This is a genomic window from Amycolatopsis sp. N2S4-7 (assembly GCF_058119595.1).
This window is the reverse complement of sequence record NZ_CP172299.1, coordinates 801,661-816,979: the sequence shown is the minus strand read 5'-3', so window position 1 is coordinate 816,979 and position 15,319 is coordinate 801,661. Positions and strand designations below refer to the sequence as shown.

Annotated in this window: 15 protein-coding genes; 8 read left to right on the top strand and 7 right to left on the bottom strand. The window is 71.5% G+C overall.

The window, feature by feature from the left end:
* Window positions 1-37 precede the first annotated feature (37 nt).
* Window positions 38-478, bottom strand: a complete 441-nt coding sequence (locus ACH54P_RS03780) for a DUF6292 family protein (protein WP_489910918.1) — start codon at window positions 476-478, stop codon at window positions 38-40.
* A gap of 217 nt (window positions 479-695) precedes the next feature.
* Here ACH54P_RS03780 and ACH54P_RS03775 point away from each other — a divergent pair, with 217 nt between their 5' ends.
* The 5 genes from ACH54P_RS03775 (at window position 696) to ACH54P_RS03755 (ending at window position 4,771) form a co-directional block, all read left to right on the top strand.
* The gene (locus ACH54P_RS03775) at window positions 696-1,133 is read left to right on the top strand and encodes a DUF6292 family protein (protein WP_489910917.1); all 438 of its coding nucleotides are present in this window, start codon (window positions 696-698) and stop codon (window positions 1,131-1,133) included.
* Window positions 1,130-1,669: a DivIVA domain-containing protein gene (locus ACH54P_RS03770; RefSeq protein WP_489910916.1), complete on the top strand. Its 540-nt coding sequence runs from the start codon at window positions 1,130-1,132 to the stop codon at window positions 1,667-1,669. The genes ACH54P_RS03775 and ACH54P_RS03770 overlap by 4 nt, the downstream gene beginning before the upstream one ends.
* Window positions 1,670-1,785: 116 nt before the next feature.
* Window positions 1,786-3,192 (top strand): FAD-binding oxidoreductase, encoded by a 1,407-nt coding sequence (locus ACH54P_RS03765; protein ID WP_489910915.1) that lies wholly within the window; start codon window positions 1,786-1,788, stop codon window positions 3,190-3,192.
* Between the two features lie 11 nt (window positions 3,193-3,203).
* Window positions 3,204-4,469: a class I SAM-dependent methyltransferase gene (locus ACH54P_RS03760; protein ID WP_489910914.1), complete on the top strand. Its 1,266-nt coding sequence runs from the start codon at window positions 3,204-3,206 to the stop codon at window positions 4,467-4,469.
* Window positions 4,470-4,567: 98 nt separating this feature from the next.
* Window positions 4,568-4,771, top strand: a complete 204-nt coding sequence (locus ACH54P_RS03755; protein WP_072479091.1) for a cold-shock protein — start codon at window positions 4,568-4,570, stop codon at window positions 4,769-4,771.
* Window positions 4,772-4,823: 52 nt separating this feature from the next.
* Here the strand turns inward: ACH54P_RS03755 and ACH54P_RS03750 are convergent, their stop codons facing one another.
* A complete protein-coding gene (locus tag ACH54P_RS03750) occupies window positions 4,824-5,051 on the bottom strand; it encodes a hypothetical protein (protein ID WP_489910913.1) in 228 nt (75 codons plus the stop codon).
* Between the two features lie 254 nt (window positions 5,052-5,305).
* Here ACH54P_RS03750 and ACH54P_RS03745 point away from each other — a divergent pair, with 254 nt between their 5' ends.
* Complete coding sequence (locus ACH54P_RS03745; protein ID WP_489910912.1) at window positions 5,306-6,244, top strand: acyl-CoA desaturase; 939 nt, start codon at window positions 5,306-5,308, stop codon at window positions 6,242-6,244.
* A 52-nt stretch (window positions 6,245-6,296) separates the two neighbouring features.
* Complete coding sequence (locus ACH54P_RS03740; RefSeq protein ID WP_489910911.1) at window positions 6,297-6,872, top strand: polysaccharide deacetylase family protein; 576 nt, start codon at window positions 6,297-6,299, stop codon at window positions 6,870-6,872.
* Between the two features lie 36 nt (window positions 6,873-6,908).
* Here the strand turns inward: ACH54P_RS03740 and ACH54P_RS03735 are convergent, their stop codons facing one another.
* Window positions 6,909-7,925, bottom strand: coding sequence for an endo-1,4-beta-xylanase (locus tag ACH54P_RS03735; protein WP_489910910.1), 1,017 nt, complete (start codon window positions 7,923-7,925; stop codon window positions 6,909-6,911).
* A gap of 123 nt (window positions 7,926-8,048) precedes the next feature.
* Here ACH54P_RS03735 and ACH54P_RS03730 point away from each other — a divergent pair, with 123 nt between their 5' ends.
* A complete protein-coding gene (locus ACH54P_RS03730) occupies window positions 8,049-9,119 on the top strand; it encodes a LacI family DNA-binding transcriptional regulator (protein ID WP_489910909.1) in 1,071 nt (356 codons plus the stop codon).
* On the opposite strand, the gene ACH54P_RS03725 is transcribed toward ACH54P_RS03730, so the two are convergent.
* Genes ACH54P_RS03725 through ACH54P_RS03710 form a run of 4 tightly spaced genes read right to left on the bottom strand, consistent with a single transcriptional unit; the run spans window position 9,080 to window position 15,240 of the window.
* Window positions 9,080-12,139, bottom strand: a complete 3,060-nt coding sequence (locus tag ACH54P_RS03725; RefSeq protein ID WP_489910908.1) for a glycosyl hydrolase 115 family protein — start codon at window positions 12,137-12,139, stop codon at window positions 9,080-9,082. The two genes, ACH54P_RS03730 and ACH54P_RS03725, sit on opposite strands and share 40 nt — an antisense overlap.
* Before the next feature lie 16 nt (window positions 12,140-12,155).
* On the bottom strand, window positions 12,156-12,980 hold the full coding sequence (locus ACH54P_RS03720; RefSeq protein ID WP_489910907.1) for a carbohydrate ABC transporter permease: 825 nt from the start codon (window positions 12,978-12,980) through the stop codon (window positions 12,156-12,158).
* Window positions 12,980-13,951: a carbohydrate ABC transporter permease gene (locus ACH54P_RS03715; protein ID WP_489910906.1), complete on the bottom strand. Its 972-nt coding sequence runs from the start codon at window positions 13,949-13,951 to the stop codon at window positions 12,980-12,982. The genes ACH54P_RS03720 and ACH54P_RS03715 overlap by 1 nt, the downstream gene beginning before the upstream one ends.
* Window positions 13,948-15,240, bottom strand: a complete 1,293-nt coding sequence (locus ACH54P_RS03710; RefSeq protein ID WP_489910905.1) for an extracellular solute-binding protein — start codon at window positions 15,238-15,240, stop codon at window positions 13,948-13,950. The genes ACH54P_RS03715 and ACH54P_RS03710 overlap by 4 nt, the downstream gene beginning before the upstream one ends.
* Window positions 15,241-15,319 lie beyond the last annotated feature (79 nt).

Sequence of the window (15,319 nt, the reverse complement as noted above, 5' to 3'; positions counted from 1 at the left end):
CCGGGCACGGCGGCCGGTCCGCGAACGGCCGACGCCGTTACGCGGGGCGGCGGGCCGTCGTGTCCGGCACCAGGCCCAGGAGCTGCTCGTGGTCGCCCGCCTCCCGCAGCACCGGGGCTTCGAGCGAGCCCGCGCCCGGGTCGCCGGCGCGCACCGCCGCGAGGAACCGGACCACCGCGCGGGGGTCGGGCAGGACTTCGCCGCCGAGGTAGCACAGGACGGTCGCGGCTTCGCCGGTCGCGTCCTCGATCGCCGCCGCCCAGCCGTGCACCTCGTCCCAGACGAGCGCCAGGTCGTGGCCGGGGAAGCGGGTCAGCCGCCAGTCGAGGGCGATGTAGGCCGCGGCGGGCGTGCCCGCGTCGAGCGTGCAGGACTCCAGTCCCACCCCGACGGCCCGCGCCACCGCGCCCAGGTAGCCGCGCAACCGCCGCTCGAACGAGAACTCCGTGTCGCGCCCGAAGTCGATCAGAATGCTCAACGCCGCCTCGCTTTCCCCGTCTCGCCGCGGGATCCCCGCGGTCCGTGCGCCGGGTACCCCGCTCTCGGCCTGGTCAATCTCGGAGTGAGACCCACGCATGTCGTCTTTCCGGCGACATCTTTCTTGTCATCGTTTCGATGACATGTTAGAACGGAAGAGCCTGCCGAACCCCGGAGCGGCACCCCGTCTCCCTGTCCGAGAAAGGCCTTCCGTCCCCGTGACCGCATCGCTCGAACTCCCGACCGGTTACCAGCACCCCGCCGTCCCCGCGCTGCTCGGCTACCTCCGCGACGTCACCGCCGGGCTGGGGATCGGCCTCGAGTCGTGCACCGTCGACCACGACAGCCCGATCTCGGCCTACGTCGCCCTCGACACCCGCCTGCCGCACTACCCGGACCGTGACGTCGCCCTCCTCTGGGACGAGGAGCGCGGCTGGGCGGCGGCGATCGAGACGCACTCCGGCGAAGACCTGATCGTCCTGCGCTACCTCGGCGGGCCCACGGTCGTCCCGTCGCCGCGGCGGGTCGCCCGGTTCGTCACCGCCCTGCACGAGGACGACCACAGCGTCGGGCGCCCGGACCCGGTGCCGCTGCGGGCCGCGGGCGACGCCGAAGAGCTCGCCGCGCTGCTGCGCCGCCCGGTCGCCGCCCGATGACGGCGCCGCTGCCCCTGCCGGAGAGCTTCGCGCTGACGTTCCGCGGCTACGACCGCGAGCAGGTCGACGAGCGGATCGACGAGCTCCTCGGCGAGATCCGCCTGCTGACCGCCGACCGCGACGCGGCCGTCGCCGAGGCCGAGACCCTGGCCCGGCGGCTCGAACAGGCCCGCGCGGGCAACGCCGAGCTGCGCGCCCGCGCCGACCGGCTGTGCCGGACGCCCGCCGACCCGGCCGCCGTCGGCGACCGCGTCCGCCACCTGCTCGGCCTCGCCCACGCCGAAGCGGCCGAGATCGTCGAAACGGCCCGGCAGCGGGCCGCCGCGATCGTGCGGGAAGCGGAGGAGACGGCGCGGCGCCGGGACGCCGACGCCCGGGCGCGGGCCGCGCACATCGTCGACGACGCCCGGCGGCGGGCCGGGCGCCTCGCGGCCGTCGAACGCCGCACCGCCGCCCGGCTGCGGGCGGTCGACGCCCTGCTGGCCGACGCCGAAACACTCCTCGGGGAGGAGACGCCGCTGCGCGCCGCCGCCTGATCCCGCCGGCGCCGGCGAGGGGTCCCCCGCCCGCGGGGTCCCGGCGCGCGGGACCGCGGGAAAACGGAGCACACCGGGGATGTGCGTCCGCCCTTCCCGTGAGGCAGGATCGGGTGGTGACCATCCATCAGGCCGGGGTGCCCGAAGCCCGTCCGGGCCCGGCCTTCCCCGAGCACGAATCCCGCGTCGACGCACTGAGACGGCAGCTCACCGCGATCAGCGGCGAAGCCACCGTCCGGCTCGCGAAGCGCACGTCGAACCTCTTCCGCTCCCGCGCCGCCGCGAAGCACCCGGGCCTGGACGTCTCCGGGTTCACGCACGTGCTGCGCGTCGACCCGGACACCCGCACCGCCGACGTCGAAGGGATGGTCACCTACGAGCAGCTCGTCGACGCGACGCTGCCGCACGGGCTGATGCCCCTGGTCGTCCCGCAGCTGAAGACGATCACCCTCGGCGGCGCGGTGACCGGCCTCGGCATCGAGTCGTCGTCGTTCCGCAACGGCATGCCGCACGAATCGGTGCTCGAACTCGAAATCCTGACCGGCGACGGCCGGATCGTCGTCGCCCGGCCGGACAACGAGCACCACGCCCTGTTCCACGGCTTCCCCAACTCCTACGGCACCCTCGGCTACGCGCTGCGGCTGCGGATCCTCCTGGAGCCGGTGAAGCCGTTCGTGCGGCTCCGCCACGTCCGCCACCACGACCGCGACAGCTACTTCGCCGCACTGGGCGAGGTCTGCGCCAAGCGCGAGTACGAGGGCGAACAGGTCGACTTCGTCGACGGCACGGTGTTCGGCACCGACGAGCTGTACCTGACCCTGGCCACGTTCACCGACACCGCGCCCGCGACCAGCGACTACACCTGGCTGGACATCTACTACCGCTCGATCCAGCGGCGCGGGACCGACCACCTGACCGTCCGCGACTACCTCTGGCGCTGGGACACCGACTGGTTCTGGTGCTCCCGCGCGTTCGGCGTCCAGCACCGGCTCCCCCGGCTGCTGCTCGGCCGCCGGTTCCTCCGGTCCTCGGTGTACTGGAAGGCCGTCGCGCTCGACCGCCGGTTCCGGATCGCCGAACGGCTCCTGCGGCTGCGGCGCCTGCCGCCCGAGGAGACGATCGTGCAGGACATCGAGGTCCCGCTCGACCGGGCCGCGGAGTTCCTCGAGTTCTTCGAGCGGGAGATCCCGATCAGCCCGGTCTGGATCTGCCCCCTGCGGCAGCGGCCCGGCGACGTGCGGTGGCCGCTCTACGAGCTCGACCCCGCCGAGCTCTACGTCAACTTCGGCTTCTGGTCGTCCGTGCCGCTGGACCCGGGTGAGCGTGACGGCGTGCACAACCGGATGATCGAAGCCGAGGTCACCCGGCTCGGCGGCCACAAGTCGCTCTACTCGGACAGCTTCTACACCGAGGACGAGTTCTGGCGGCTGTACAACGGCGACGCCTACCGGGACCTCAAGCGGACCTACGACCCGGCCCAGCGGTTGCTGGGCCTCTACGAGAAATGCGTCCGCCGCCGGTGAAAGGAACGAACATGACCCAGGAAAACACCCCGGTCGGCGCCGTCTTCGAGCGGCTGCTGGGCCCGCGCGCCCAGGTCTCGATCACCGCCTACGACGGCAGCAGCAGCGGCCCGGCCGGCGCGCCGGTGGCCATCGAAGTGCGCTCGCCGCTGGCGCTGGACTACCTGATGTCCTCCCCCGGCGACCTCGGCCTCGCCCGGGCGTACGTCGCCGGCGCGCTGGAGGTCAAGGGCGACCTCTACACGGCGCTGCGCGCCCTGTCGGCCCAGGTCGACCAGCTCACCCCGGCCGACCGGCTGTGGCTGCTGCGCAAGCTCGGCCCCCGCCACCTGCGGCCGGTCAAGCCGCCCGCCGAAGAGCACCCGAGCCGGTTCCGGCGCGGGATGACCGCGCTGCGGCACTCGAAGCAGCGCGACAGCGAGGCCATCGCCAGCCACTACGACGTGTCCAACCGGTTCTACGAGCTGGTCCTCGGCCCGTCGATGGCCTACACGTGCGCGGTGTTCCCGCACGAAGGCGCGTCGCTGGAGGAAGCGCAGGCGAACAAGTTCGACCTGGTCTGCCGCAAGCTCGGCCTCAAGCCCGGGATGCGGCTGCTCGACGTCGGCTGCGGCTGGGGCGGCATGGTCGCGCACGCCGTCCGGCACTACGGCGTCGAAGCGCTCGGCGTCACACTTTCGCGCGAACAGGCCCAGTGGGCCCAGAAGAACATCGTCGCCCTCGGCCTCGCCGACCGGGCCGAGATCCGCCACCTCGACTACCGGGACGTCACCGAAACGGGGTTCGACGCGATCTCGTCCATCGGCCTGACCGAACACATCGGCGCCCGCAACGTGCCCGGCTACTTCCGGTTCCTGGCCGGCAAGCTGAAGCCGCACGGGCGCCTGCTCAACCACTGCATCACCAACCCGGACACCAGCGTCGCCCACCGCTCCCGCGGGTTCATCGACCGCTACGTCTTCCCGGACGGCGAGCTGGAGGCGCCCGGCGAGCTCATGACGGCCATGCACGACGCCGGGCTGGAGGTCCGGCACTCGGAGAACCTGCGCGAGCACTACGCGACCACCCTCGCCGGCTGGTGCGCCAACCTCGACGAGCACTGGGACGAGGCGGTCGCCGAGGCCGGTGCGGGACGCAGCCGGGTCTGGGCCCTGTACCTGGCGGCCTGCCGGCTGGCCTTCGAACGGCGCGAGATCGAACTGCACCACATCCTCGGGGTGCGGACCGACAGCGAGGGCGGAATGGGCATGCCGCTGCGCCCCGACTGGGGAGTCTGAGACCGGGGGTGCGGCTTCGGACGAGTAATGGAATGATGGTCACGAGACCGGGGGTCCGAACGGGGCGCCCAGGCTCACTACAAAGAGTAGGTATTGGTATGGCTCAGGGCAGTGTCAAGTGGTTCAACGGTGAAAAGGGCTTCGGCTTCATCGCGCAGGACGGCGGGGGACCGGACGTCTTCGTCCACTACTCCGAGATCCAGGGCAACGGCTTCAAGTCGCTCGACGAGGGCCAGCGCGTGGAGTTCGAAATCGGCCAGGGCCAGAAGGGCCCCCAGGCCCAGCGCGTAAGCGTCATCTGAGCCACGAGGCACACGAAGGCCCTCGCCCCTCGGGGCGGGGGCCTTTCTCGTGTCATCGGTTGGACGACGGGAACCGGCGCTGCGGGGTGCCGAGGGCGACGAGCTCGGTGTACTGCGCCTGCCAGGACTGCTCGGTCGCGAGGAGATCGGCCAGCCGCTGGGCCCAGCCCTCGTCGACCGGCGCCACGGCGCCGTCCAGGTGCCGCCGGGTCTCCTCGCGGGCGTTGAGCCACTCGGACAGGGTCTGTTCCAGCGCGGGTCCACCAGGTTGGGCTGCCATCGCCCCACCGTACGCGCCTCGTGACCGCGCTGCGGAACGTCGCCGCTCGTGTAGCCTCGGCAGGAGCGGGAGCACCTCGTAAGCCGGGTCAAGACCGGTCTCACTCCCGCCTGACGTGGCCGGCCGGGCCCGATCGCCGATCAGGAGCGGCGACCACGCCCCCGCCACCCGTTCACCGCAGACCGCCGGGTGTTTCCGCTCCCCGGCCTCCCGCGCGGCTCAGTCCGGCGGCGAAGACTTCGAAACGAGAGTGCATGACCACCTCCACCCCCGTGAAACCCGCACGTCCGGCCCCGAAGCCCGTCCTTTCCGGCCGGCAGACGCTGGCCGAGCTGATCACCATCCGCACCTTCCTGCTCGTCCCGTTCCTCGCGCTCGCCGCGGCCGTCCCGGTGTTCTGGGGCTGGGGCGTCAGCTGGCTCGACCTCGCCATCGGCGGGGCGTTCTTCGTGGTGTCGACGCTCGGGGTGACCGTCGGCTACCACCGCTACTTCACGCACGGCTCGTTCCGCGCCAAGCGGGCGCTGCGGATCGCGCTGGCCGTTGCCGGCGGCCTCGCGGCGCAGGGCCCGGTGATCGGCTGGGTCGCCGACCACCGCCGGCACCACGCCTTCTCCGACCGCGAGGGCGACCCGCACTCGCCGTGGCTGTTCGGCACCTCCGCCGCGGCACTGGTGCGCGGCTTCTGGCACGCCCACATGGGCTGGCTCTTCGGCCGGGACAAGACCAACGTCGACCGGTTCGCCCCCGACCTGGCCGCCGACCGCGACATCCGCGTCGTCGACCGCCTGTTCCCCCTCTGGGTCGTGGTGAGCCTGCTGCTCCCGCCGCTGCTCGGCGGCTTGATCACGCTCTCGTGGTGGGGCGCGCTGACCGCGTTCCTCTGGGCCGGCCTGGCCCGGATCTCCTTCCAGCACCACGTGACGTGGTCGGTGAACTCGATCTGCCACATGATCGGCGAGCGGCCGTTCGCGAGCCGGGACCGGTCGGCGAACTTCTGGCCGCTGGCGATCCTGTCGATGGGCGAGTCGTGGCACAACTCCCACCACGCCGACCCGACCTCGGCCCGCCACGGCGTGCAGCGCGGCCAGATCGACATCTCCGCCCGCGTGATCTGGGCGTTCGAGAAGCTCGGCTGGGCTTCGCAGGTCCGCTGGCCGACGGCCAAGCGGCTCGCCGCGATGGCTCGCTGAAACCCCGGCGAAAGTCCTTGCCCGGCGGGGCGGACCGGGCGATCTTGGACGGATGGACCCGGTCGCCCTGACGTTCGACGACGGCCCGTACCCGGAGACGACCCCGGCGCTGCTGGCCGCGCTCGGCGGTGCCGCGGCGACGTTCTTCCTGTGGGGAGAGCACGCCGCGGCGCACCCGGAGCTGGTCCGCGCGATCGCCGCGGCCGGGCACGGGATCGGCAACCACACCTGGACGCACCCGCGTCTCACGCCTCTCGACGCGGCGGCCCGTGACCGGGAGGTCCGGCGTACGCAGGACCTCCTCGCCGAGCTGACCGGCGACCGGCCGGCGTTGTTCCGCCCGCCGTACGGCGACACCGACGACGCCGTCGCCTCGACCATCGCCGGGCACGGGCTGACCGAGGTCCTGTGGAGCGTCGACACCCGCGACTGGGCGGGCGCGCCCGCGGACGACATCGTGGCCGCGGCGGCGCAGGTGCGTCCCGGCGGGATCGTCCTCCTGCACGAAGGCCGCGCGGCGACCCTTGAAGCGGTGCCCCGCATCCTCGCGGCGCTCACCGCCCGTGGTCTCCGGCCCGGCCGGCTGGGCGTTCAGGCGGGCCGTCCCCTCGTCCTCGCCAGTCCGTGAAGGCCACCTCGGGAAGGTGGCCTTCACGGACCGCGGTCAGGGGTTGATGCGCGTGTAAGCGGGCTTCGGGCGCAGGTTCTCGTCGAAGAGGCAGGCCGCCCCCTCGCCCGGGAACACGTCCGGCACCCACGAATGCCGGTCCGTGAAGCCCCACGTCGTGAACTCCACGCAGCGGGACACGGCGTGGCAGCCGTCCCACAGCTGGTCGAAGTAGCTCGCCTGCGTGTCGAGCTTCGCCGCGTCGGGCGGGGTCGGGATCCGGACGTCCGCCTCCGTGATCGCGACGTCCACCCCCAGCGCGGCGAACCGCGCCAGGTTCGCGCGGTACTCGCCCGGGAAGCCGTACTGGATCGACAGGTGCGCCTGGACGCCGACGCCGCCGATCGGCACGCCCTGCCGCCGCAGCGTCTTCACCAGGTCGTACACCGCGTCGCTCTTCGGGTTGCGGCCTTCGATGTTGTAGTCGTTGATGTAGAGCTTCGCCGCCGGGTCGGCCGCGTGCGCCCAGCGGAAGACGTCGGCGACGAAGCCGTCACCGAGCTTCTGCCGGAACACCGTGTCCCGCCGCGTGCCGTCCTCGTTGAAGATCTCGTTGACGACGTCCCAGGCGCGGATCTTTCCCTTGTACCGCTTCACTTCCGTCATGATGTGGTCGCGCAGGACCCGCCGCAGCTCGCCGGCGGGCAGTGCGGCCACCCAGTCCGGGAGCTGGGAGTGCCAGACCAGCGTGTGCCCGCGGATCGTCTTGTGGTGCTGCTGGGCGTACCGGACGATCGCGTCCGCGCCCGACCAGTCGTACTGGCCGCGCACCGCCTCGACCGTGCCCCACTTCATCTCGTTCTCGGGGGTCACGTTGTCGAATTCCCGTGTCAGCACGGCCCGGTAATCGGGTTCCGACGCGAGATACGCCGCGGCGACGGCGCTGCCGACATACCGTTTCGTGATGTATTGGAGGGGAACCGAAGCCGAAGCCACGGGCGCCTGCCAGACGGCCACGCCCGCGAGCGCGGTCACCGCCACCAGGACGCGTTTCAGCCGAATTGCTCTCATCATGTCGCTCACTCCTTTGTTCGACGATAGAAGCGTCTTCCGACCACGGTCAAGGTCCCTTTCGGAGCAATGATCGAAAGTTTCGCACCATGTCCATTCGCGCCACCATGACCTAGAATCCCTCTCATGCCAGCGAAATCCGAGGAGCTCGAGCCGGCCGCCTCCCGGGTCACCATCGCCCGGATCGCCGCCGAGACCGGTGTTTCCGTGCCGACCGTTTCGAAAGTGCTGAACGGCCGCCCCGACGTCGCCGAAACCACCCGCGCCCGCGTCGAAGCGGTCATCGGGAAATACGGATACCGGCGCCGGGCCGACGAGCGCTCCCGCCGTTCCCGGCTGCTGGAACTGATGTTCCACGAACTCGAAAGCACGTGGGCGCTGGAAATCATCCGCGGGGTCGAGTACGTCGCCCGCGAAAACGGAATGGCGGTCGTGCTGGCGGAATCTTCGGGGCGGCACACCCCCGGGCAGAGCTGGCTCGAAAGCGTGCTCGCCCGGCGGCCGGTCGGCATCGTTTCGGTGTGCTCCGACTTCACCGGCGGGCAGCTGGCGAAGCTGCGCGCCCGGGACATCCCGCTGGTGGTGGTGGACCCGGCCGGCGCCCCCGGCCCGGAGACGCCCTCGATCGGGGCCACGAACTGGCAGGGCGGGCTGACCGCCACCCGGCACCTGGTGGAGCTGGGCCACCGGCGGATCGCGATGATCGGCGGGCCGGAAGGCGTGCTGTGCAGCCGGGCCCGCATCGACGGCTACCGCACCGCGCTCGAGACGGCCGGCGTGGGCTTCGACCCGGCGCTGGTGCGCCGCGGCGACTTCCACGTCCGGTCCGGGTACCGGGAGCTGGCCTCACTGCTCACCCTCCCCGACCGGCCGACGGCGGTGTTCGCCGGCAGCGACCTGCAGGCCCTCGGCGTCTACGAGGCCGCGCGCGACGCCGGGCTGCGGATCCCCGACGACCTGAGCGTGGTCGGCTTCGACGACCTGCCGATCGCCCGCTGGCTGACCCCCGAGCTGACGACCGTCCGCCAGCCCCTGCAGGAGATGGCCGCCGCCGGTGCGCGGCTGGCCATCTCCCTGGCCCGCGGCCTGGCTCCGGAGAGCCACCGGCTGGAGCTGGCCACCAGCCTGGTGGTCCGCCACAGCACGGCCGCGCCCGCTCACCAGGGCCACCGCGTGCTCTCCGGCGGCCCGAGGTAGCTCGGCCGCAGGCCGCCGGTGTCGACGACGAGCTTCTGCACGACGACGGCCGGGTCGACCATCCAGAACTTCAGCACGTGCGAGCCCGGCTCGGCGACGACGTGCCGCGTCGAAGTCAGGTTCACGTTGTCCGAAGTGGTCCGTTCCCATTGCCGGTTCATGGTCATGTCGTCCGCGCCCGTGGCCTTCGTGAGGTTGACGACCTGCGGGTCCGCGTCGTCGAACGAGACCGCGTACCGCAGCCCGTCGCCCTGCAGCACGTTGCTGCGCGGCGAAAGGTAGGCCCACACCGTGACCGGCCCGGTCGTGAACAACGTCATCCGGTACTCCAGCCGCGGCCCGGTCCCCGGCGCCCGGCTCGCCGCCGTCACCGGGAACGGCGTCATCCCGGCACCCGTCCGGCCCAGGTCCGGGATCCGCCGCCACGACACCGACGCCGCGGCGACGTTGGCGCTGCAGTGCTCGGCCGCCACGGACACGTATCCCCCGGCCTCGACGAACCCGCGCCGCCACGCCGGCGGCAGCGCCGGGTTGCGGACGACGGCGTCCACCGTGACCTCACGTCCGGCGCCCGCCACCGTGATCGGCACGGTGGTGGTCCCGCGCGGGGCCCGGCTCCAGTCGATCCGCACGGTCATCCGCAGCTCCTCCTCGACCCGGCCGCCGCGCGGCTCGACCAGCACCCACGGCGCACCGGCGGAGACGGTGCAGCGGAACGGTGCCCGGCCGCGGTTGAAGACGTCGACGTACTGCGGCGGTGCGCTCTGGAAGGGACTGAACTCCGGCAGGACCGGGCGTCCCGGCGCCGCGGGCCACCACTGCTCGGACCCGTCGACGGCGACCCCGAGCTCGGCGGCCGCGGGCAGGTCGAGGCGCCGCACGGCGGGGAAGATGACGTCCGGCAGCGCGACGTTGTTCAGCTCCGGCTGCTGCCACGGCGCGTTGGGGCCGTAGCGGGCGACGTCGCCGTAGTCGATGTGCGGCTGGGTCTGGAACCCCTTCCACTTCCCGCCCGCGATGCCGGTGTTGTACTTCTGCGCGAGCGCGAGGTCGTCGGCGAACCGGGCTTCGGTGACGGCGGCGAGGCCGTTGGCCGAAGCGCGGCCCTGGGCCGCGTACAGCAGGTTCGTGAACTCGGCGCGCCGGAGCGCGTACAGGTTCGCCGACGCCTTGACCTCGTAGAGCACGAGCTCGTAGAACGCGTCGCGGTAGGCGGCGGGCAGCCGGGCCGTGATCTTTTCGGCCCGTGCGGCCAGCTCCTGCCACTCCTGCGTGACGGTGTCGAGCTCGCGGTAGTTCACCAGGCTGAACGGCGTCATCTGGTCGTCGTAGAGGATCGCCGCCGCGGTGGCCGGGTCCTTCGCCGGGTCGAGGGTGATCCGCCGGTTGAGCAGCTCCGGCTTGCGGCGCGACTGCAGCCGCCCGTAGTCGTGCAGCACCCCGGCGATCGCCGACGCGGTCGCGCCGCCGAAGTTCGTCTCCGCGAACCGGCGCTCCCACGTGGACAGTCGTTCGGCCGGCCAGGCCGCCGGGTCCCAGGCGTAGTCGAGGAAGAACTGCAGCGGCAGTTCGTTGCCCTTCATGTCGCCGACGTTGGCCACCCACAGCCGGTCGTTGCCGTAGGCGATCGCCTGGTGCAGCTGCTCCCACGTGTTCGCGAGCAGCGCGGTGTCGACCCACTTGTAGTTCCGGCCGCCGCCGACGTAGTCGAAGTGGTAGTAGAGCCCGTACCCGCCGGGCCGCGGCGGCAGGGCCGGGTCCGGGTGCTTGCGGATGTTGCCCCAGTTGTCGTCGGTGAACACGACGATGACGTCGTCCGCCGGGCGCAGGCCCTGCGCCCAGTAGCGCTGCACCTCCTTGTACAGCGTCCACACCTGCGGCACGGTCGTGAGGTCACGGCCGGTTTCGCGGGCGAGGATCTCCCGTTCGGTGGCCAGGATCTCGCGCATCAGCTCGATGCCGTCGCCGTCGGGCAGGCTGACGTCGCCGTTGCCGCGCATGCCGAGCGTGACGACGCCCTCGAAGTCCTCACGGACCATCCGGCGGATCCCGTCGGTCCAGTAGGCCTTGATCGCCTCGCCGTTGCGGCGGAAGCTCCACTCCCCCGTGCCGCCGTACGGGTCGTGGCCGGGCGTCACGATGTTCCCGGCCGCGTCGCGGACCGCCGGCACCGCGTGCCGGTTCCACTCCTCGATCCCGCGCATCATCGGCGCTTCGTGCGAGGTGCCCATCACGACGCCGTACTCCTTGGCAGTGGCGTGGTTGAGCGGGTCGTCCTCGGCGAACGCGCGCCCCCAGACCGCCGGCCACAGGTAGTTGGCCCGCAGCCGCAGCATGGTTTCGAAGACCTTGGCGAAGAACAAGTGGTTGAAGCCGTTCGGGAAACCCGGCGCCTGGCCCGGCCCGAAGTAGGCCGGCGCCCAGGTGCCGAGCGCCGGGTTCTCGTCGTTGATGAAGAACCCGCGGTACTTCACGTGCGGGGTGCCCAGGCTGAACCGCCCGCCCGGGACGAACAGTTCCGCGCTCCGCTTCGGCGGGACGTCGGCCCACCAGTACCACGGCGAGACGCCGATGCGCCGCGAGATCTCGTACACGCCGTAGATCGCGCCGCGCTGGTCGCTGCCGGTCAGGACCAGCCGCCCGTCGACAACCTGGCTCAACGACGTCTCCCACTTCCCGGCGATCCCGGTGACGTCGAGCTTGCCCGCGGCGACCAGGTCGTCGACCAGCGGGCTGTGGCCCAGCGTGCCGATCAGCACCACCGGCCCGTGCGCCGGGACGACGTCGAAGGAGACGGCGGGGCGGATCCCGGTGACGCGTTCGACGTCGGCGGCCAGATCGCCCGCGACCCGCCGGACGCCCGGGAGGTCGCCGGAGCTCACCACGAGCGTGGCTGCTTTTCCCTTCGCCACCAACGGGAATCCCGTATCCGCTTCGGCGAGTCCCGGCAACGCCACGGTCCCGGCACCGGCCAGGGCCAGCAGTTGCAGGAAGGCACGACGGTGTACCTCGGACGTCACGGCAGACCTCCTGTGATCAGCCCTTCACGGATCCGGTGAGCCCGCCGACGATGCGCCGTTCGGCGAGCACGAAGAACGCGAGCGCGGGGATCATCGACAACGCGGTGAACGCGAGCACCCGGGCGGTGTCCTGGGAGTACTGGGACTGGAACGTCGCGACGCCGAGCGGGAGCGTGAAGTGCGCGGAGTCGTTGAACACGAGCAGGGGCAGCAGGTAAGCGTTCCAGCTGGTGACGAACGCGAGCACGCCGACCGTGGTCAGCGCGGGCGCCGACAGCGGCAGCAGGATGCGCCAGAAGAACCCGAGCCGGGTGGCGCCGTCGAGCACGGCGGCGTCCTCGATCTCCCCCGGGATCGCGTGCATGAACGGGCGCAGGATCACGATCGTCACCGGCAGCGAGAACGCCGCCTCCGGGATCGCCACGCCCCAGAAGCTCTCGAGCATGCCGAGCTGGCGCAGCCACAGGTACAGCGGCAGCGTCGCGACGCCGAGCGGGAACAGCAGGCCGAGGGTGAACAGCGTGTAGAACGCCTCCCGGCCCTTGAACTGGTACCGGGACAGCGCGTACCCCGCCATGGAGCCGAGCGCGACGGCGAGCGCCGTCGCGATCACGGCGATCAGCGCGCTGTTGCCGAGGAAGATCCAGAACGCGTCCGAGCCGAGGACCGCGGCGTAGTTGTCCCACACCCACGGCCCGGGCAGCCCGGCCGGGTCGGAGTTGATCTGCGCGTTGGTGCGGAACCCGCCCAGCACGACGAACAGCAGCGGCACGACCGTCACGCCGAGCACGACGATGGCCGCGAGGTAGCCCATCGACAGGCCGAACCGGCGACTGCGCATCAGCCCACCATCCTCGTCAGGGCGCCCTGGGTGTCCCGGCGGAGCGCGAACCGCTGGTAGATCAGCGCGAACACGAAGCAGATGACGAACAGGATCACCGCCACCGCGGAGCCGAACCCGAACTCGTAGCGCTTGAAGCCGTGGTCGATCAGGTAGGACGCCATCGTCGTCGACGCGTTCGCCGGCCCGCCCAGCGTCATGATCCAGACGACGTCGAACAGCTGCAGCGAACCGATCACCGAGAGGAAGATCCAGATCCGGATGGTCGGCCCGAGCAGCGGCAGCACGACGTGCCGGGTGGTCTGCCACGCCGACGCGCCGTCGAGCGCGGCGGCTTCGCGCAGTTCGGCCGGGACGCCCTGCAGCCCGGCCAGCAGCAGGATGATCCCGAAGCCGATGTACTTCCAGGTGATCACGGCGAACAGCGTGTAGAGCACGATGCCCGGGTCGGCCAGCCACTGGTGGACCAGGCCGCCGAGCCCGGCCCCCTTCAGCAGCTGGTCGGTGAACCCGCCCGGCTGCAGCATGAGCACCCAGATCACCGCGGTGATCGCCTCGGAGAGCACGTACGGCGCGAACACCAGCGCCCGCAGCACCGCGCGTCCCCGCAGCTTCCGGTTGAGCAGCAGGGCCAGCCCGATCGACAGCGGCAGCTGCACCACGATCGACAGTCCCGCGATGATCAGGTTGTGCAGGATCGCGCCCTGGAACACCTCGCCGCTGAAGGCGTCGGCGTAGTTGTCGAAGCCGATGAAGTCGTCGAGCGGCCCGAAGCCGTTCCACTGGAACAGGCTGTAGAACCCGGCGATCCCGATCGGCACCAGGACGAACCCGGCGAACAGCAGCAGCGCCGGCCCGAGCAGCAACGCCAGCTCGAGCCGTTTGCGCAGGCCGGGGCGGCGCGCCCGGGTCCGGACCGCCGGTGCGGACGGCCGCGCCGCCGTCCGCACCGGGGTCGTCGCCGTGGTCACTTGTTGCCCGCCGCGGCCTGGTTGACGGCGGCCACGATGCCTTCGGGGGTGCCCTGGCCGGCGAACATGTTCGCCACCGCGTCGTTCAGCGCCGCGCCGACCGCGGTCGGGAACGCCTTGTCGAAGTACATCTGCAGGTACGGCGCCTTCGTGCCGTAGTCGAAGACCTGCTTGAGGGTGTCGGTCTTCAGCGACTTCGCCGCCGCGGCGTTCACCGGGAGACCGGCGCCTTCCGCGGCCAGCTTCGTCTGCACCGGCTCGGTGCCCAGGTACTGCAGGAAGTCCGAGCACGCCTTGAACGCGCGGGTGGTGCAGGCGAAGCCGTCACCGCCGCCGAGCACGGCCGCCGGGTCGCCCTGGCCGCCCGGGACCGACGGGAAGGGGAACCAGCCGACCTTCGAGTTCAGGTCCTTGTCCTCGGTCAGCGACGACATGGTGCCGGGCTCCCAGTCGCCCTGCAGTTCCATGGCGGCCTTGCCGTTGGCGACCAGGCCGGCGGAGCTGCCCGCGCCCTGCTGGGCGGGCGTGCCGGCGAACCCGGTCTGGAACGGCTGGGTGGCGAGGAAGTTCTTGAGGTCCTGCCCGGCCTTCGTCCAGCACGGGTCTTCCAGCTTGACCGCCTTCACCGACTGCTTGAGCACGTCGGTCGAGCACTCGCGGACGGCGAAGTAGTTGTAGTAGAACGCATCCGGCCAGCGGTCCTTGCCACCGACCGAGATCGGCGCGACACCCTTGGCCTTCAGCTTCGTGACCGCGGCGTTCAGCTCGTCCATGGTGGCAGGCGGCGCGGTGATCCCGGCCTGCGTGAACAGGTCCTTGCGGTACCAGAAGCCGACGAAGTGCTGCTCGAACGGCACGCCGTACTGCTTGCCGTCGGCCTGCCAGCTTTCGGCGAACTTGCCCGCCGAGCCGATCCAGGACTTGGTCGCGTCGGTGATGTCGGCGACCTTGCCCGAGGTGACCTGCGAGGCCAGCTCGCCGGCGCCCCAGGACTGGTAGACGTCCGGCGGTTCGGCCCCCTGCAGGGCGAGCGGGACCTTGGTGGTGAAGTCCTCGTTCTGGAACGGCTGGCTCTTGATCGTCACGTCCGGGTGCGCCTGCTGGTAGTCCTTGACCACCTGGGCCCAGATCGTCTTGATGGGGTCGGTGGTGCCGTTGTGCCACCAGGTGAGGGTGACCGGCCCGCTCGGCTGTGCGGGTGTTTCGCTCCCCCCGCTGCACGCCGCGAGGGCGAGCGGAACGACGGCCGCCAGCGCGGCGAGAACGGGGATCCGGCGTTTCACAAACATTGTTGGTCCACTCCTGACGACTTCGGCCGAGTTGGACGGGGCGCCACTGCGCCCGGGTTGGCGAAGAGTTTGCTCCGGG